We start from the raw sequence: 18823 nt of genomic DNA, 5'->3' as shown, positions 1-18823 counted from the left end.
GGGACTTCGACAACGATGACGGGAACCGGGACTTCGACAACGATGACGGGAACCGGGACTTCGACAACGATGACGGGGACTTCGACAACGATGACGGGGACGGGCCCGGACATTTCGATCACCCCGGTGCCGCGGCCACCTGTGACAGTTCCCACGCCTCCCCCAGAGCCACTTTTTGTCGATGGCTTAGTTGTCGCAAATGACGGCAGTAACTATTTAATCGGCAGCTTGTTCAATGACACGATTTCCGGGGGTGCCGGCGACGACACGCTTCTGAGTCGGGACGGAGACGATCTACTCAGGGGCGATGACGGTAACGATTCTCTCAACGGCGGCGCTGGTAAAGATATCGTTGAGGGCGGGCGCGGCAATGACACGGCGCGGGGCGGCAAAGGCGATGACTTGGTTTCTGGCGACCAAGGCGATGACGTAGCTTTTGGCGACCAGGGCAACGATCTTGTCTTGGGTTCTGAAGGCAACGACACGCTGTACGGCGGTAAAGGCAATGACTGTCTGCGCGGAGGTGGCGAGGACGACCTGATTTTTGGCGACAAGGGCAATGACAGTGTTTTTGGCGACACGGGCAACGACTGCCTCATAGGTGCTGGGGGCAATGATATTTTGTTAGGCGCCGAGGGCGGGGATGTCATCACTGGCGGTGTTGGTAACGATACTGGTGATGGCGGCGAGGGTGATGACCTGCTCTTCGGGGGCGACGGCAATGATTCTTTTTCTGGAGATGCTGGGGATGATATTCTTTCGGGCGATCGCGGATCGGATACTCTGACAGGAGGCGAGGGATCGGATATCTTTGTTCTCGGTAGGGTGGGCACGTCGCCTGGTGGCAACGGGTTTCTCACTACTGGGGGCCGCGAAATCGGCGATGCTGATGTAATTAGAGATTTTAATCCGGGAGATTCGATCGGTCTAGCTGGAGGTTTGAACTTTACAGAGTTAGAAATTTTCCAAGGTCAAGGCTCGAATTCTAGCAACACGATTATTAGGGACAGGCAAACTGGGGAATTTTTGGCGGTGTTGATCGATGTTCGATCGAACTCGCTAGATGAATCTCGGTTCACTACAGCTCAAATACCGCGCGTAAACGACAATCCCTTCACCATTGAGGGGACAAGTGCTTCTCCGGCACCATCACCGGGGACAAGTGCTTCTCCGACACCATCACCGGGGACAACTCCGGCACCATCACCGGGGACAACTCCGAATCCAACTCCGGCACCATCACCGGGGACAACTCCGAATCCAACTCCGGCACCGAGTCCAAGTCCGGGGACAACTCCGAATCCAACTCCGGCACCGAGTCCAAGTCCGGGGACAACTCCGAATCCAACTCCGGCACCATCACCGGGGACAACTCCGAATCCAACTCCGGCACCGAGTCCAACTCCCCCAACGGGGACATTACCGACACAGGTTCCGAGTCCGAGTCCGAGTCCGACTCCGACTGCCGGCGGGACAACTCCGAGTCCGAGCCCTTCGATCGTCCCGACTCCAACTGCGGCGCCCCCAACTCCTCCGCCTTTGGGTGGCGGGCCGACTCCGCCGAGTTTTACATCTCCGACTCCTAACCAGCCGCCGATCGTGGAAGCTGGCAAGACGGTGACTGGTTTGCAGAATTTGCCTCTGTCTCTGAGCATTTCGGCGCCCAGCGACCCCGAGGGCGATCCACTGTCGATCGCCGTAGTCGGACTTCCCAATCCTACTTTTGGTCAGGTAATTACGGGTACGAGCCCCCTCACGGTGAACCAAAAGTTAACTGTTCAGGATTTACTCGGGCTGAAATTTCAACCTGGAACAAATGTGATCGGGCAAGCGGGTTCTTTCAGCTACAGCGTAGCTGACGACCAAGGCGGCACGGCAGCAGCGTCAGTCGCAATTAACATCAATTCTTTCGATACCTCCGTAACTGTTCCAACTCTCCTGCCGCCAATAGTTGTTGATGACGGCATCGTATTTACCAATACGAATAATTTGCTGCCCACTTTTATCGACGTACTGGCGAACGATTCCAGCCCGCAAAAAGGGACGCTCAGCATTATTAATGTCAGCACGCCGCAACTGGGGATAGCTGTAAATCTTGTCTCTCAAGTGCAATTCATCCCCGGCAACGTAGCGGGTACAACTGCTTTCACCTACAGCGTCAGCGACGGATTCGGGACAATTCCGGGAACAGGTACTATCACCGTCCAAATCTTGCCGGCTGATAGCGGGCCTAACAATTTGGTTGGGGGTTCCTTGCCGGACAATTTGAACGGTTTGGCGGGCAGCGATACTATTGACGGTCAAGGTGGCAACGATACGATTAACGGCGATTTGGATAACGACGTGCTCGTAGGGGGTCTCGGCGCAGATACCATGACGGGGGGTGGCGGCAGCAATCAATTCCGCTATACTAGCCCTGCACAAGGTGGGCCTGCCTTTGATGCGGCTTCTTCGGCTGCGATTGATGCTGCGATCGCAGCGGGCGGATACGATGTGATTACTGATTTTAACGGTCTCGGTGTGCCGATCGCCGATCAGTTTAATTTTGCCCCCGGATTCCCCAATCTCAGCAATGGCAGTCAAGTTCTGCTGAATGTGCAGACAACTGTTTCTGCAAATATTTTGGGAGGAAGTGCTTTCTTGTTTGCCTACGATTCCGGCGGCAATACTTACATCATTTATGACGGCAATGGCAATAACCTCACCGGCAGCGATTCTCGCATTTTGGCGAAGTTAAATGGTGTAACTGGGGTTTCTGCTCTTTCGGAATTTGACTTGACGTTTATCTAGGAAGATAAGAGGTTTGAAACCGCAGATTAACGCAGATAAACGCCGATTTTAGTGGCAGTTTATCTGCGTTAATTTGTGTTTATCTGGGGGAAAAAGTAAACCTGATTATATTTATAAAACAATCCCCACAAGTGCCAGACAATAGCACCGAACTTTGAGAAAAATCCGAGGTTTGAAACTGCAAATTAAAGCAGATAAACTGCCAACAAAATCGGCGTTTATCTGCTTTAATTTGCGTTCATCTGCCGTAAAAAATTAAATCTGATTTTCCTCAGAAAAAAGTCCCAACAAAGGCCCAAGAATAGCGCCGAAAACAAAGCCACCGGCGTGGGCCCAGTAGGCGACTCCCCCGGATTCCATGCCGACACTTGCCGGGGCATTCAAGGAAGCCAGGCCGCTCAATGCTTGCTGTGCAAACCAAAATCCTAGAAAGAAGAAAGCGGGGACTCTGACGGTGGTAATAAAAATTCCCAAGGGTAGCAGTGTCAGAACTTTGGCTTGGGGATATCTGAGAATGTAAGCTCCCATCACGCCTGCGATCGCGCCGCTAGCACCCAGGGACGGAATGGCAGATGCTGAGGAAAAAAACCACTGAGTTAGTGATGCTAAAACGCCGCAAGTAAGGTAAAATATTATAAATTTGACGTGTCCTAAACGATCTTCTACGTTGTTGCCAAAAATCCACAGAAATAACATATTTCCGGCAATGTGGAGAAAGCCTGCGTGCAGGAATTGGGAGCTAATCAGTGTCGTCCATTCGGGAAATGGCGAAACTGGCAGAGCAACACCACACATATTGCTTAACTGGCAAGGAATTACGGCCCAAGAGTAGAAGAATTGGGTTAATTCTCGATCGCCCAAACTGAGTTCGTACAAAAATACTAATATGTTTGCGGCAACCAGCCCGTAGGTGACGTAGGGAGTGATAGTAATGGGATTTTCATCGCGTAAGGGAACCACAGCCTTTTTTTCCTCATCAAAATATTGGCAACACAGTAGCGCATTTATTGCCCAGGTGTCTCCTGTCTAAAGGAAGAGGGAACAAGTCAATCGATTTTAGATTTTAGATTAAAGATTTTAGATTAAAGATTTGAAGGAAGTGACTTGACGGATGTATCCGGGGACTGGTTAATCGATTTTAGATTTTAGAATTGAAGAATTGAAGAATTGAAGAATTGAAGAATTGAAGAAAGCGACTTGACGGATATATAGCCTTTATCAGTAACATGAGGTACTATTGGGCATTGGGCAGACTTCACCCCACGCTGGAGAACAGCTATATCCGGGGGCTGGTTATCGGATACTATATTTTTTATTGATGCACGGATGAATACGGGTGCCACAAGCTTCCTTCAAACCCCCGTGTCCCGCTGAAACAAAAATAAAACCCTCCACCTTGCAGTTAGTTGAATATCTGCTTTTTAGTGTTGGGTTTTATTTTACCGCAAAGGGGTATATTGTAGGGTTGCCGATCGAGTTTGTAGTTGTGATATTGGTTGGTACAGGTTTTCCCCCCTCAAAAAAACTCCAAACTTATTTATCCCCTTGCTTATTACATTTTTACAGCAGGGCTAGTGGAAGGTTTAGGCGACTTAATTTCCTGGGAAACTGCACGGGCGCGGTAGAGTTTAGCAACGACTTGCTCACACTTGGACAAATCCGATTCTATCTCGGTCAAAATTGCAGTTGATACGGGATCTGTGAACTTCACCCGCAGGTTGTTGATATCGACAACACCGGTTTGCAAGTCACCTAGAGTGCTCCGCAGTAAGAACGTTTCATCGGTTCCTTGCATCGAAGCTTTTAATTTAGCGTATTTGTCAGCAATTTGGGCAGGAATTGAGGGTGTTTCACCGAAATCGTTGAGGCGTTTTTCGAGAGCGAGGATGTGGTTCTGTTTGTTTTTAATCATTTCTCTCAAGAGCGATCGCAAATCGGTATCTTGGGTTTTTTCCGCATAATGTTCAAACGCTTCGCAAGCATAGCGTTCCCCTGCGAGGGCGGTATTCAAACCTTTAACAATGTCCCCTTGTGTCGAGCCTCCCCAACCATTAGCTAATTTCCACCATTCTGCATTTGTGTCAGTTTCTTCTGGCAAACCGACTGCTTTTCCGCCGTAACCGAGGCGAGCCATAATTGCGGTAGTAAATATTGCTAAATCTCCCGGTTGGCGGGAAGTAATCAAGTTGCCGTCAACTACTAAAGCTTCGTTAATGTAGTTAGCTCCGGCATTAATCATGTCTGTTTTTATTGCCAAGAAACCAGTCGCATTTTTGCCTTTGAGCAAGTCGGCTTCAATTAAAACTTGCGGACCGTGGCAAACAGCAGCGACGATTTTTCCTTGCTCAAATGCTTCTCGTACAAAACGTACTGTATTGGGATTAGTCCGCATCATATCGGGAGCCATACCGCCGGGAATTATCACTGCATCGAATTCTGCGGGTACTGCTTCAGTGGTAGTTCCGTCAGCCTGCTGAGCAACTTTTCCTTGTTTCCCTGCATACTTTTCGTTTGTCCGCGAACCGAGGACAACTACGTCAAAGTTTGCTTGTTTTAAGGCGTTGTAAGGAACTAGAAATTCCGAATCTTCCACTCCATTTTCGATGAGTATGGCAACTCGTTTGGTGTTGGTGCCGTTATCTGTTGTCATAATCAACTTTCCTCAGATTGTCTTTTCATATAAGATTAAGTCATTTATGAGGCTTTTAGCGTCTTGCTAAAGTGATAAATTAGTTGGTTTTAAAAGATATCAGCGTGAGCCTTGAGAGGTATTTTACAGAACTGTCTCAATGCACGTAAGAGGCTCCATTAATATCGATCGTAGTCCCGGTAGCGTGTGCAGCTAAACCCGACGCTAAAAACGCGATAACATTGGCAACCTCTTGAGGAGGAGCGATTTTGCCGATCGGGATATCGCGAATAATATCAGCTTCACCGAACTCCTTAATAAACTGATTAGACATTTCTGTACTGACAAATCCCGGTGCAACTGTAAACGCCAAAATATTATCAGCCGCAAACCCTCTAGCAATACTGCGAGTTAAAGCAACAATAGCACCTTTAGAAGCGGCGTAGTGCAGATAATTAGGGTCATCGCCGCGAAAAGCAGCGCGACTTGCTATATTAATAATTGTACCGACCCTGCGAGTTTGAAAATGCAGAATAGATTCCCGGCACAAGTCGGCAACTGCCACTAAATTTACTTGTAGAGTTTGCTGCCAAGCTGACGACCAAATATCGAATTTGTCCTCGATACCTGCTGACTGCATAATCCCCGCATTATTAACTAAAATATCAATATGACCCCGCCATTTTAAAGCATCTCGCCACAACATCGAGGCCGCATTTTCTACCATCAAATCGGCGGCCAATAAATAACAGCGATCGCGCCCAACACTTGCTGCGATCGCTTCAGCTTCTTTCTGACTGCGAAAGTAATGCAAAATTACCTCAGCCCCAGCATTAACCAGAGTCCGCACGGTCACTGCACCAATCCCTTTCGAGCCACCAGTTACTAATATTACCTTTCCTGTTAAATCAATCATTTCTGTCTCTCTTTTCTCTTTCTCTGCGGATTTTGCGCCCTCTGCGGTTAATAAAAAAAAATCAATCCCCTTCACGCCAAAAATATAATTGCTATATGATACAGCACATTCCATCTAATCTGTATGCTATTGGCTCAAGCTGATAGATATCTGCAACACACATCTCCAAAAACTTTCAAATCCTTTTCCATGTGGGTTTCTATTGGAAATAGAGCCACTGCAGAAGGCACTATAGTTTCTTTGCCCTTAAACTCTATAACTACAGTGGATTCGGCAGCAAAGGTCGAATCAACTCCATAATTTTGTCAGAATTGAAATTATTGATATAATCCGTTAGTGCGTTAGACAAACCTGCTTGATAGTCGGGGATTTGTACAATTAATTCGTTCATAACTTCGGTATCGAGATAGTAAGCTGCGTGATACATTTGTTCTAACCACTGAGGGGACATCACAGATATATCTTCTACAGACAGCGTTTCAACCAATAGTTTATTGTGAGTTTGTTCTACGACTGCGTAGATATATTGCACTCCCAAATATTTAGCGATTTTGTCAAAGATGTCTCTCTGCTGAAATGGCTTGCTTATAAAATCGTTACAGCCAGCCCTAAGAACTTTCTCTCGCTCTTCTTCAAAAACACTGGCAGTTAAAGCGATAATGACAGTTTCTTGGCTCTTAGGGCATTGTCTAATATATTTAATAGCAGTGTAGCCATCGACGATCGGCATTCGTAGATCCATCAGAATCAGGTGCGGCCGCCAGCTTTCCCACAGTGAGAGTGCCTCCACTCCCTGTTTTGCTTCTCTCACCTCAAAACCAACCGAGGTCAAGATCTCGACTAACAAGCGACGATTTTCTTCTAAATCTTCAACAATAAGAATGCGGTAAGTCCGTTGTCCGGCAGCTAAACCAATTACTCTTTGATTAATTAATTCTGGGGGTAAGGACTCTGCTTGAGGTAACTGTACAGGCATCTCAAAAGAAAAAGTGCTACCTCGGTGCAAAGTGCTTTTAACCCGAATTTGACCGCCCATGAGTTTGACGAGTTTTTGACTGATGGCTAAACCCAGCCCACTGCCTTGATTCAAATTATTCCCAGCTTGGGCTTGCACAAATACCTTAAAGAGGGTATCAATTTCTGTGGGCGCAATTCCCACGCCTGTATCCTCAACTTCAAAACATAGGTGGCAGGATGTTTTGTCACTTTGTGTTGTTCTTACTCGTAGGGTGACGCTTCCTTGGTTGGTAAACTTAATCGCATTACCGAGCAGGTTGACCAAGACTTGATAGATTTTTTTCTCGTCGCTATGCACGAATCTAGGAATGTTGGGAGCTATATCGAAAATTAGTTGCAATTCTTTAGATTGAACTTTAACTTGGAAAATTTCTTCAATAGAAGCCAGCAAATTTGTCAAATCCAAGTCGGAAAGATTGAGTGTCATCCGTCCGCTCTCTATTTTGGATAAATCTAAAATATCGTTAATCAAATCCAATAAATGTCTACCGCTACGATTGACAATCTGTAAACGTTCTTGAAGAGAAGGGGTCAGATTGCTCTCATAGCTCATCAATTGTGTGAATCCCAAAATTGAGTTGAGGGGGGTGCGGAGTTCGTGGCTCATATTGGCGAGGAAGACAGTCTTCGCTTGGTTTGCTTCATTTGCCTGCTGAAATTCCAACTCAGCTTGTTTGCGATCGCTAATGTCAATTAAATATCCCAAGATTTCTACTGGTGTACCTGAAGGATCTCGAATTAGCCTAAGCTGACCCAGGATCCAGCGATAAACCCCATCGGAGCGACGAAAGCGGTATTCGTGGAAATAAAAATCATTAACGAATACATTTGCTAAGCCATTAAGCACTGGTTCTACATCATCGGGGTGTAAGTGATTCACCCAAAATTTAGAATCTTCTAAAAACTCTCTGCTTTCGTAGCCCAATATATCTTTGATATTTTCGCTGATGAACGTTGCTCCATAATCGCCAGCAGGTTTACTGCTAAAAATGACCGCGGGGCTGTAGTTGAGAAGAAAGTTGAGGCGATTTGTGGTAGCTTGCAAGGCTTGCTCAGCCAGTTTTAGCTCTGTTGCGTCCTCCTGAACCGCAACATATACAGTTCCGTATTCAGGATGCTCAAACCTGGATGTATGAACTCTGCACCAAAAGAGACTTCCATCTTTCTTTTTATTGTGGACTTCATATTTCGCTTCCCCGGTCAGTTCAATTTGAGTGACGATATCTAGAACGGTTACGTCTGGTGTAAAATTTGTATTGACATAATTCAAGACACCAAGGGGTTGACCTGCGAGTTCGCCCTCTGTGTAGCGAAACATAGCGTCAAAGGTAGGATTAGTGTAGACGATAATGAGGTCAGAGGCTTTAATTAAACACACTCCTCCTGCCATGTTATTCATGATAACGCTTTGAAGTTCTAGTGTTTCTTGAGCTGCTTTTCGAGCAGTAATTTCTTGGATTTGAGAAATAAAATGTAGTGGGTTACCCTGTTCATCTTGTACTAACGATCCATTAAGAATAATCCAAATAATATGTCCTTGTTTATGGAAATACCGTTTTTCCATTTTGTAGGTGGAAATGGTTCCTGCTAATAGTTGATGTGCATAACTAAGATCCCCGTCTAAATCGTCAGGATGGGTAATGTCTTGGAAAGTTAACGCTAATAACTCTTCTGAGGAGTAGCCAAGAATCTGACATAAGGCAGGATTGACTTTAATCCAGTGCCCATCAAGTGAAACGATCGCCATCCCGATAGAGGCATCTTCAAACGCATGGCGAAACTGCTCTTCACTGTTTCGTAAAGCCATCTCTATTTGTTTGCGATTTATTTCAGCTCGTTTGCGCTCTGTGATGTCGCGTTTAATTACAGAACACCCAATAATTATGCCTTTTGCGTCCTTCAGAGGCGATATGGTACAAGATATGTGGATAAGCTGTCCATCTTTGCGGACACGCACGGTTTCATAGTTTTCAATCGTTTCTCCTTGTCGAATCGTTTCTAGGATTTTTTGTTCTTCGTGGCTAAGATTGGATGGAATTAGAATGAGGATAGATTGTCCTATGATTTCTTCAGCCTTGTAGCCAAAGATTTTTTCTGCTGCATTGTTCCAGCTTAAAATGATGCCGTCTAATGACTTGCTAATAACTGCGTCACCAGAGTATTCCACAATCGCTGCCATGTGAGCCAGCGATGCTTCTACTTGCTTGCGATCGCTAATATCCCGCAGAATAACAGTAAATACCGTTTCGTCTCCCATTTCCAGCCTAGAAATAGAGGCTTCAGCCGAAAAATGCGTTCCATCTCGACGACGACCCAAAATCTCGCCTCGTTCTCCCATCCTTCGCGCTCTGGTAGAAGAGTGTGCAAATTGTTTGATATGCTGCTGATGTGCATCTCTAAACTGTTCTGGCAGCAGTAAATTCAGTGGTTCCCCTAAAATATCCTCAATTTTATAGCCAAACATCTTTTCTGCCCCTTGATTAAACAGGGTAATGCGTTGAGTGCGATCGACTGAAATAATTGCATCATTGGCGATTTCTAGAATTCCCGCAAAACGAGCCTGCGATTTTTGTAAAGCATCTGTTCGTTCAGCTACAAGAAACTCTAAAGTTTCGTTAAGTTTTTTAATTTCTTTTTTGGCTTGTTGGCGCTTATAATCTATCTGGTTCAAAAAGCGAGCCGTCCCCAAGATGAGAATTGAGAACGTGACAACCATAACAGTTGAACGCAATGTATAGGCAAAATTAACGTTATACCAGCCTAAATTTTGTCCCTGAAGAGTCAACCAGTTCAGTGTGACTGGAAAGATTGTCGCCCAAGGCAGCAACCACCGAACCATGACTCCGCCAACTAGGGGACTGGTTACTACTTGCATTAATCCTTCTTTGGGGCGGAGCCATAAAATTCCTCCATAGAGGATGAAAAAGGTGACGATCGTGTTTACGGGTTGAGCCGTCGTAATTGTGACCAACCGTTCAAGAATATCGACATTGAATAGGTGTCCAAATAAAGCTAGTAAAGAAATTAAAGCTGCAACACTACTAAAAATCTGAGCCAACCAAGTGTGTCGTTGGGAATTTTGCCCTAACAGTAACAATCCTACTCCCATCAGCACAAAATTTAGGGCGGTATTTACTCCCATTCTTCCCGGATAAGCAGTCGCTGAAGACACGAAATCTGGGAAAAGCCACTCATCAATACCCAGCTTCCAACCAAAAATATACTGGCTCAGGGTCAGCAGACCCATGATGATTATCAATCCTGCCATCCCTTGAGCGATGCGATCGTGCAGTCGGGTTCTTCGGTACTGCAACAATCTCAAAGACACTCCAGCCAGCAAAAAGCAAATTGCCGTGTTTGCTTTCATGGTCGAAGTCATACCGGGAAAACCACTTTTGAGTAGGGAGATGTCAAATTGCCAACCCAGCAGCACTAGACATCCGCTCGCAAAGACGAGTAGACTTGCCATGTGAGAAATGCGCTTGTTCATAAATCGGCTGCTTGGGTTGAAACACTCTTCTTCTGATGTTAGGCGAAGCGAAGAAGAGTAACCACGGGGGGCTGCCTCTAACCGAACTATTCAGATTTTGTATGGTTGCGCCCCCTTGCCAGCCCCATATCTCGGGGATCGCAGGACTTCTTTGTGGGTAAAGTGACTTTTTTAACCGAATAATTAAACTATACTATTTGTGCATATGTTTATATTCCTCTAGCAGGAAACTAGGGAAATGAGTATGATTGTCGATAGAACTAGCGATAGGGTTAGCGATCGAGCTACAAACTACCGAGGCAATATTTTAATTGTTGACGATCTGCCTGATAATTTGCGTCTGCTCAGGGATACTTTGAGGGAAGAGGGTTATAAAGTTCGCAGTGCTATAACAGGGGCAATGGCTCTTCGAGCCGCCCAATCGCCATCGACAGAGCTAATTTTACTCGACATTAAATTGCCAGATATTGATGGTTATGAAGTTTGTAAACAATTAAAATCTGACCCTCGCACAGCCGACATTCCAATTATTTTTTTGAGTGCGCTCAATGAAACTTTTAATAAGGTGCAAGGGCTGGCTGCAGGGGGGGTAGATTATATTGCTAAGCCATTTCAAGTAGAAGAAGTATTAGCTCGTGTCGAAACCCACCTAACTATCGGAAGGCTGCAACAAAGACTCCAAAAGCAGAATATACGTCTGTTGAAAGAAATTGAAGAACGGCAACGTCTCGAAGAGTCTCTATTTGCCGAAAAAGAATTGGCTCAAGTGACACTGCAATCAATTGGCGATGGGGTCATTACTACAGATGCCCAAGGTAATGTGAGATATTTCAATCCTATAGCTGAGCGACTGACAGGCTTGAAGACTCATGAGGTTAAAGGAGTTCCTTTCTCTACAGTCTTCCTAATTGTCGATCAAGTAACGCGAGAGCCAGTAGAGAATCCTATAGACAAGGCTCTATTAGAGGAGCAAATTGTGGGCTTAGCTAACAATACTATTTTGATTGCCCATGATGGAACAGAGTATCCCATTGCTGACTCGGCAGCACCGATTCGAGACCGCCAAGGTCAAATTATCGGGGCAGTCATCGTCTTTCATGATGTTACTGAATCGCGCTATCTCACCCGTCAACTCTCTTGGGAAGCCAGTCACGATGCCCTAACTGGGTTAATCAACCGTCGAAGATTTGAGCAGCACCTAGTTGAGGCGCTCGCCTCTGTTAAAGATAGCAATCACCAGCACGCTCTCTGTTATTTAGATTTAGATCAGTTTAAAGTCGTTAACGATACCGTAGGTCATATTGCTGGCGATGAACTACTGCGCCAAATCACCGCACTTATTCAACAGGGAGTCCGTGCTCATGATATGCTGGCTCGCTTGGGAGGTGATGAATTTGGTATTTTGCTCACTCAATGTTCGCTATCTCAAGCAACTCAGATTGCGGAAAACCTCAAAGACCTAGTACATCAGTTTCGGTTTATTTGGAATGGCAAAACCTTTATCATCGGAGTCAGCATTGGAGTTGTTGCTATTGACCAAACAAGCCAAGATTTGAGGGAGCTTTTGGGAGCGGCTGATGCAGCTTGTTATGCCGCCAAAGCCAGAGGCCGCAACTGTGTTCATATTTATAGTCTAGATGATAGCGAACTAATTAAACAACGTGGTGAGAGGCAGTTGATTTCCCAAATCAGCCGATCCCTGGAAACCAATCGTTTTTGTCTCTACTACCAAAAGATTGTCTCTATTACCTCTAAACCATTAGTAGAGCATTATGAGATTTTGATTAGAATGCTGGACGAAAATGGCAAAATAGTATCTCCAGCTCAGTTTATTCCCGCTGCCGAGCGTTACGGGTTGATAACAGAAATAGATTGTTGGGTCATCGAAAAATTTTTCTCTAACTATCACAAATTGCCGGAAAAAGATGCTCTCAGTCAAGGGTTGTATACGATCAATCTTTCTGGGGCTAGCATTAGTAACAATCAGTTTCTGAGGTTTTTAATCGAACAATTTTCTCGCTACCAAGTCCCCCCACAGACCATTGGTTTTGAAATCACGGAAACTGCAGCTATCGCCAATTTTGAACAAGCCAGATATTTCATGAGCGAACTCAAAAAGATTGGCTGTTGCTTTGCTTTAGATGATTTTGGCAGTGGGTTGAGTTCCTTTGCATATCTGATAAATTTACCCGTTGATTATCTAAAAATAGATGGCGCTTTTGTCAAGAATATTAGTCATAATTTGATTTCTCAAGCGCTGGTTGAAGGGTTTAATCGTATTGCCCATGCGATGAATCTTGAAACTATAGCTGAGTTTGTTGAAGACGAGACTATCTTAGAAAAATTGCGAGAGATTGGAGTAGATTATGCTCAGGGTTATGGGATCGCCCGCCCCGTCCCTATTAATTTTAATCGCTAGCCATCGCACTGGCCTGCGAACCCATTGCCTCACGCCTGCGTCCTGTCTGGAGGCCTCCAAGAGTCGATCGCCCGCTGCTACAAGGCTGGCTCAATTTACTGTGTCACATTTAGATCGAATGTGCTGTAATTGTAAAGGATTGAGTGTTCTATTGGAAATAAACCGGAAAATTTGCCATGAAAGCAGTTGCGTTCGATCGCTACGGTTCAGTCGAGGAATTGCAGTACCGAGAATTGTCCAAGACGATCGCCAAATCCAACGAATTGTTAGTGCGAGTTCGCGCTAGCAGCGTCAATCCCGTAGACTGGAAAATCCGGCAAGGACACCTGCAACTATTAACAGGATATAACTTTCCTCGAATAGTCGGTTCTGACATCTCTGGAGTTGTCGTGGAAGTCGGCCGGGAAGTCACCAAATTTCAACCGGGAGATGAAGTTTATACTTTCTTAAATCCCATCAATGGGGGTGCTTGCGCCGAATACGCGGCCGCGCCAGAATCGGATGCAGCAATTAAACCGAAAAACATCACTCATGCAGAAGCAGCAGCAGTACCGATCGCAGGTTTAACTGCTTTGCAATCGCTCAGGGATTTGGGTCAAATCCAAGCAGGAAACAAAGTATTGATTAACGGCGCTTCCGGCGGAGTCGGCACTTTTGCCGTGCAATTTGCCAAAGCAATGAACGCGGAAGTAACGGGAGTTTGCAGTGCAAAAAATAGAGAATTGGTCAAGAGTTTGGGAGCGGATTTTGTTCTGGATTACGCGGAAGTTGACTTTACTCAACAAACAGATAAATATGATATAATTTTAGATGCTGTCGGGACAAGAACATTTGCTGACTGCGAAAAAGTGCTGCAACCAGAGGGAGTTTATATCTCGACTTTGCCGAGTTTAGACAACCTCGCACCGATGTTAACAAGCTGGTTTATATCGGGTAAAAAAGCTAAATTAATTGTCGCCAATGCCAACACCAGCGATTTAGGGGCTTTGCGGGAGTTAATAGAATCCGATAAAGTTGAGCCGATTGTCGATCGCACTTACAGCTTACAAGAAGTAGCAGCAGCTCACGCTTACAGCGAAACGGGTCGCGCGATCGGCAAAATTGCGATCGGGATTGAATAATAAGGCACGACACGGATTTTGACACCGCTACACGGATTAATTATCGATCGTTCCTTCTGCTGCTGAAGTCAGAATGAAGAATGAAGAATGAAGAAGGAAGTCGGAGCAATTATGAAATAACTCTTCTCAATTACCAATTACGAATTTTCAATTACCCCTTCCCTCTTCCCAATTACCCCTTACCAATTACCCATTTCCTATGACTGCTCCCTCAAACTTGGAGACATCCGAACAAGGTTCCGACAACAGCCTCGAAGCAATTAGCCAGGAAAACAGCATTGCACCAATCGCAGGCGGTGCGATGGGTTCCCGCAACCTAGAAAACGAATTTCTCGACGAACTTCCCGATGAAGTTGAGATGTCTTTGTTCGAGCATTTAGAAGAATTGCGTCAGCGACTGTTTTACTCGCTAATTGCAGTAGTCATCGCTGTAATCGGTTGCTTTTTCACAGTTAAACCCATCGTGCAACTGCTAGAAGTACCGGCCGGGCCCGTCAAGTTTCTGCAACTAGCTCCTGGCGAGTATTTCTTTGTTTCTATCGAAGTAGCCGGATACAGCGGTTTGCTCCTTGCCAGTCCGTTTATTTTTTACCAGATAGCGCTGTTTGTTCTCCCCGGATTGACTCGCAAAGAACGCAGGTTGCTGGGGCCGGTGTTTTTCGGTTCGAGTTTCCTATTTTTGGGCGGTTTAGTATTTGCTTACATCGCTCTGATTCCGGCGGCGCTCAACTTCTTTGTTACCTATGGAGCGGATGTTGTAGAGCAGTTGTGGTCGATCGACAAATACTTTAAATTTGTGCTGCTGTTAATGTTCAGCACGGGCTTAGCTTTTCAAATCCCGATCGTCCAAGTATTGCTCGGCGTTTTGGGCATAGTTTCTTCAAACCAAATGCTCTTCGGCTGGCGGTATGTAGTCTTGGGAGCGGCAGTTTTGGGAGCGGTTTTAACGCCTTCTACTGACCCTTTAACGCAAAGTCTTTTAGGAGGTGCGGTGCTGAGCTTGTATTTTGGCGGGGTTGGTTTGGTGAAGCTTTTAGGGCGATGAGAATTAAGAATAGCAGACAATTGTAAAGTTACCGAACATCTGAATTTTAAGATTGTCTGCTATTTTTATCCGAGATTGGGATTGTTGTCAACTTATCTTAAAAACATTATTGCTTCAGCTATTTTGAGGGCAAATTCCCTATTTACTTAAGTAAGTTTATGAAAATTGTGTAAAGCTAAGTTTCTCAGCTATTTGAGTAAGTTGATTGTTTTATCTGATAATCTTTGCTGATTTAGTGTCGGCTTGATTAGTATTTAATATAAAATATAAAATTCACATTAGTAAAGTTTAGTGTTAGGTGTCTGGGGTCAAGGTTTTGAGTCTTAATTCACACTATTTTTTAGGCGATCTGGCTGGGAATCATAAGTTATTTTAATAAGTGGGTTTTTAAGGTTTTCATGAAGATTTGACACGAGCTGATCCTTAGTATTCGAGTTAGAGATAACATACCAACACAGTGAAATTACTGGACAAGAACGTAAAACTTCAGCAAGAGAGTCAACCTGGCTCGCTGAAGTCTAGCTATATCTTTTGAGTTTCCTGGCTGCCTAAGATAGGAAACTTGTTGATTTTTTGGGTGGATTTTTTAGTAAGTTCACTTGAAAAATTCACACTGTAAATTTTTACCTTTTTGACGGTTTCAGTTTCTTAATCTCAATAGGAAATTAAATATATGGCAACAACAACTGGCACTTCGGGCCCTGACTTCTTCATCGACCCTCCCGCTAGCACTGATAGCGATGACACCATCTCTGGCGAAGCTGGCAATGACTGGCTCTGGGGCCTGAGTGGCAATGACTTGCTCTTGGGCGGGAGTGGCAAGGACCTGCTCCGGGGCAACAATGGCAATGACCTGCTCCGGGGCGGGAGTGACGATGACGAACTCCAGGGCGAGACTGGCAATGACTCGCTCTGGGGCGGGAGTGACGATGACCTGCTCCAGGGCGGGAGTGACAATGACTGGCTCCAGGGCGAGACTGGCAATGACTCGCTCAATGGCGACGATGGCATCGACACAGTATCTTACAGCGATGCGAGCACTGGTATCAATCTTCAGTTAGACGATCTCCGCAAATGGTACGGTCAAGGGTACTATTATGAGTTTGCCAGGACTACCGATGGATTGGGCGGTGTAGACTCGCTTTCGGGCATTGAAGTCGTTATCGGTTCTAACTTCAACGACACCTTACTTGGCAAGAGGTACAATAATGAAACGCTCTTGGGCGGACGCGGTAATGACTCTTTGTGGGGTAACGGCAATGACTTGCTCAATGGCGGCGATGGCATCGACACAGTATCTTACAGCGATGAGGACATAAGAACTGGTATCAATCTTCAGTTAGGCGAAGTCGGCGACGGTTCTGGGTTAGGCAGGGCTACTGGGCGCTTTACTATCGTTACTGGGGGGCTACGTTCCAGTTCTCAATTATCAGACTTTGTAGACTCGCTTTCGGGCATTGAAGTTGTTATCGGTTCTAACGGAGACGACACCCTAGTTGGCGGGAGCGACAATGAAACGCTCTTGGGCAAGGGCGGTAATGACTCTTTGTCGGGTCGTGCCGGCAATGACTTGCTCAATGGCGGCGATGGCACCGACACAGTATCTTACAGTGTTGGAGGAACTGGCGTCTATCTACAGTTGGGGGCAGTCGGCGACGGATCTGGGTTAGGTCGGGCTTCCGACGGGCAGGGCGGCATAGACTCGCTCTCCGGCATCGAAGTAGCAATAGGTTCTAGGTATAACGATACTCTGCTTGGTGGAGACGGCAGCGAAACGTTGATTGGCGGGGCCGGCGACGACTTGTTGTTTGGCTTCAGCGGCAATGACTATCTGGTTGGTGGCAGGGGAGCGGACAAGTTTAGGCTTTGGAGGAGTTCAGGAGTAGATACTGTTGCTGATTTCAAACAAGGTGAAGATAAACTTTTGGTACGTTCTCGCGCTCCGTTTACAGACATAACTTCTCAGTTGAATGGTTCAGATACCGAGATTCGTCAGAATGGCCAAATCATCGGAATTCTGAAGGGAGTTCAGATTACTATTACCGCCAGTGATTTGATTACTGGGTGATTGTATTATCTGCGTTTATCTGCGGTTAAGAATTCCAAGTTATTCTGCCTGCTGCTTCGGCAAAATATACCGCAGATAAACACAGCACAAAAATATATCGACTCCCAGGAAAAAAATATAGAGACGCGATCGCCCGCGCCTCTATAATTACTAAAACTTAAAATTCAACACCAAAGTTTTGTCAAAACTTTGACTACATTCGGAACTGTTCGACTTCGGGAGTATAGCCGATCGGCAAAACGTAATCCAGATTCTCGTGAGGACGAGCAATTATGTGATAGGATAGCAACTTTCCACCATCGACCTTTTTAACTGATTCAATTCCAGCAGCAACGGCTGCTTGCACTTCAGAAACGTCTCCTCGCACTATAATTGTCCAGTAGGCGCGGGTTATTTTCTCATAGCGAACTAAAGTAACACGGGCTGCTTTCACCATTGAGTCCGCAACTTCTACTGCAGCGGGAAATCCTAAGACTTCAACCATTCCCAGTGCAACACCCATTACAACATTCTCCTAAATTTCACAAGATATCTGACACTCATTGTATGTGAAATTGTTGACAGAAATTGGTTCCGATGATTTTGGTAAGAATGAAGGACGATCGCCCAAAATTTTAAAAGCCCCTAAAAAGCCCCAGAAACTGTTGCGGCATTTAAATCCCCCAGTTGGCGACGCGCAGCAAAGCCCGCCACACAAGACTTTGAATCAAAACACCTGTGCAAATTAGATGCGCCACAGCTTAGTTTCTCACCAGCGGCAAGTCGTATGACAAGCTCGCCGATCGATTTTCGGGACTTTGGGATCAACTAATCCAGCCGCAGCGCGACACAAAACTTTAGGGAACTCCCCCAGAGCCCGGCTGTGGAGTCAATCTAAAATCTAAAATCTAAAATCTAAAATCGACTGAGTGAATCAAAACTCGTCTAGCAACCACTCCGAGGCTCTTTCACCCAAATCTAGAGGAACGCTGACAGCTTTGCCCAAACGGGGGCGATCGCGAGTAGTTACGATATATTCTCTCACCTGTTCTGTGCTCCCCCAGCCGTTGAGGTAATTGGCCACTGCATCCAAATGCTCGAAATAATCAGCCTCCGTCATCGGAAAAGATGCCTGTTCTAGATATTTCCACATAACTTGCACAAAAATCTTGCCCCGCGTTCGCCGCAATCTGATATCGTAAGACTTTCCCCATTTTTCTAGCAGTAGCTGGTGTAAATCCTTGCCCGTCATGGTTGCTCCTGAGTTAATCCATTAAACAATAAAAGACAAAGTTCAAAAAATGTAATAATACTCTAATAAAGGCTGGAAGGCGCATTCTTAAAAGGAA

The 18823-nt window shown here is 45.6% G+C and carries 11 protein-coding genes; 5 read left to right on the top strand and 6 right to left on the bottom strand.

Annotated elements, in window-relative coordinates:
- Positions 1-2790, top strand: a 2790-nt coding sequence (locus QUA45_RS09025; RefSeq protein WP_333220353.1) for an Ig-like domain-containing protein, incomplete at its 5' end; no start/stop codon positions are given.
- Between the two features lie 255 nt (positions 2791-3045).
- Here the strand turns inward: QUA45_RS09025 and QUA45_RS09020 are convergent.
- The 4 genes from QUA45_RS09020 to QUA45_RS09005 all read right to left on the bottom strand — a co-directional run bounded on the left by QUA45_RS09020 (position 3046) and on the right by QUA45_RS09005 (position 10842).
- Positions 3046-3750 carry a rhomboid family intramembrane serine protease gene (locus QUA45_RS09020; RefSeq protein WP_333099188.1) on the bottom strand — a complete coding sequence of 235 codons (705 nt, stop codon included), beginning with the start codon at positions 3748-3750 and terminating at the stop codon, positions 3046-3048.
- Positions 3751-4342: 592 nt separating this feature from the next.
- Positions 4343-5440: a DJ-1/PfpI/YhbO family deglycase/protease gene (locus tag QUA45_RS09015; RefSeq protein WP_333220351.1), complete on the bottom strand. Its 1098-nt coding sequence runs from the start codon at positions 5438-5440 to the stop codon at positions 4343-4345.
- A gap of 136 nt (positions 5441-5576) precedes the next feature.
- Complete coding sequence (locus tag QUA45_RS09010) at positions 5577-6335, bottom strand: SDR family oxidoreductase (protein WP_333220349.1); 759 nt, start codon at positions 6333-6335, stop codon at positions 5577-5579.
- A gap of 259 nt (positions 6336-6594) precedes the next feature.
- Positions 6595-10842, bottom strand: coding sequence for a PAS domain S-box protein (locus tag QUA45_RS09005; protein ID WP_333220347.1), 4248 nt, complete (start codon positions 10840-10842; stop codon positions 6595-6597).
- Positions 10843-11086: 244 nt separating this feature from the next.
- On the opposite strand from QUA45_RS09005, the gene QUA45_RS09000 reads away from it, so the two are divergent.
- From QUA45_RS09000 to QUA45_RS08985, 4 genes are all read left to right on the top strand, one after another.
- On the top strand, positions 11087-13261 hold the full coding sequence (locus QUA45_RS09000) for an EAL domain-containing protein (RefSeq protein ID WP_333220345.1): 2175 nt from the start codon (positions 11087-11089) through the stop codon (positions 13259-13261).
- A gap of 176 nt (positions 13262-13437) precedes the next feature.
- On the top strand, positions 13438-14382 hold the full coding sequence (locus QUA45_RS08995) for an NAD(P)-dependent alcohol dehydrogenase (RefSeq protein WP_333220343.1): 945 nt from the start codon (positions 13438-13440) through the stop codon (positions 14380-14382).
- 199 nt (positions 14383-14581) lie between these two features.
- Positions 14582-15427: a twin-arginine translocase subunit TatC gene (tatC, locus tag QUA45_RS08990; protein WP_333220341.1), complete on the top strand. Its 846-nt coding sequence runs from the start codon at positions 14582-14584 to the stop codon at positions 15425-15427.
- Between the two features lie 673 nt (positions 15428-16100).
- A complete protein-coding gene (locus QUA45_RS08985; RefSeq protein WP_333220339.1) occupies positions 16101-17495 on the top strand; it encodes a calcium-binding protein in 1395 nt (464 codons plus the stop codon).
- 193 nt (positions 17496-17688) lie between these two features.
- Here QUA45_RS08985 and QUA45_RS08980 read toward each other — a convergent pair whose 3' ends face one another.
- On the bottom strand, positions 17689-17997 hold the full coding sequence (locus QUA45_RS08980) for a carbon dioxide-concentrating mechanism protein CcmK (protein ID WP_006631236.1): 309 nt from the start codon (positions 17995-17997) through the stop codon (positions 17689-17691).
- A 411-nt stretch (positions 17998-18408) separates the two neighbouring features.
- Entirely contained in the window at positions 18409-18726 is a 318-nt protein-coding gene (locus tag QUA45_RS08975; RefSeq protein WP_190661639.1) for a DUF3067 family protein, read from the bottom strand.
- Between the last annotated feature and the right edge of the window lie 97 nt (positions 18727-18823).

This window comes from Microcoleus sp. Pol12A5 (genome assembly GCF_036701435.1).
Taxonomy (GTDB): Bacteria; Cyanobacteriota; Cyanobacteriia; order Cyanobacteriales; family Microcoleaceae; genus Microcoleus.
The sequence above is the reverse complement of the archived record's forward strand: the minus strand, read 5'-3'. Positions and strand labels throughout refer to the sequence as shown.

Excerpts from the sequence above, each read along its gene's own strand:
- QUA45_RS09015 (WP_333220351.1), bottom strand. The coding sequence starts at position 5,440 with ATGACAACAGATAACGGCACCAACACCAAACGAGTTGCCATACTCATC.
- QUA45_RS09010 (WP_333220349.1), bottom strand. The coding sequence starts at position 6,335 with ATGATTGATTTAACAGGAAAGGTAATATTAGTAACTGGTGGCTCGAAA.
- QUA45_RS09005 (WP_333220347.1), bottom strand. The coding sequence starts at position 10,842 with ATGAACAAGCGCATTTCTCACATGGCAAGTCTACTCGTCTTTGCGAGC.
- QUA45_RS09000 (WP_333220345.1), top strand. The coding sequence starts at position 11,087 with ATGATTGTCGATAGAACTAGCGATAGGGTTAGCGATCGAGCTACAAAC.
- QUA45_RS08995 (WP_333220343.1), top strand. The coding sequence starts at position 13,438 with ATGAAAGCAGTTGCGTTCGATCGCTACGGTTCAGTCGAGGAATTGCAG.
- tatC (WP_333220341.1), top strand. The coding sequence starts at position 14,582 with ATGACTGCTCCCTCAAACTTGGAGACATCCGAACAAGGTTCCGACAAC.
- QUA45_RS08985 (WP_333220339.1), top strand. The coding sequence starts at position 16,101 with ATGGCAACAACAACTGGCACTTCGGGCCCTGACTTCTTCATCGACCCT.
- QUA45_RS08980 (WP_006631236.1), bottom strand. The coding sequence starts at position 17,997 with ATGGGTGTTGCACTGGGAATGGTTGAAGTCTTAGGATTTCCCGCTGCA.
- QUA45_RS08975 (WP_190661639.1), bottom strand. The coding sequence starts at position 18,726 with ATGACGGGCAAGGATTTACACCAGCTACTGCTAGAAAAATGGGGAAAG.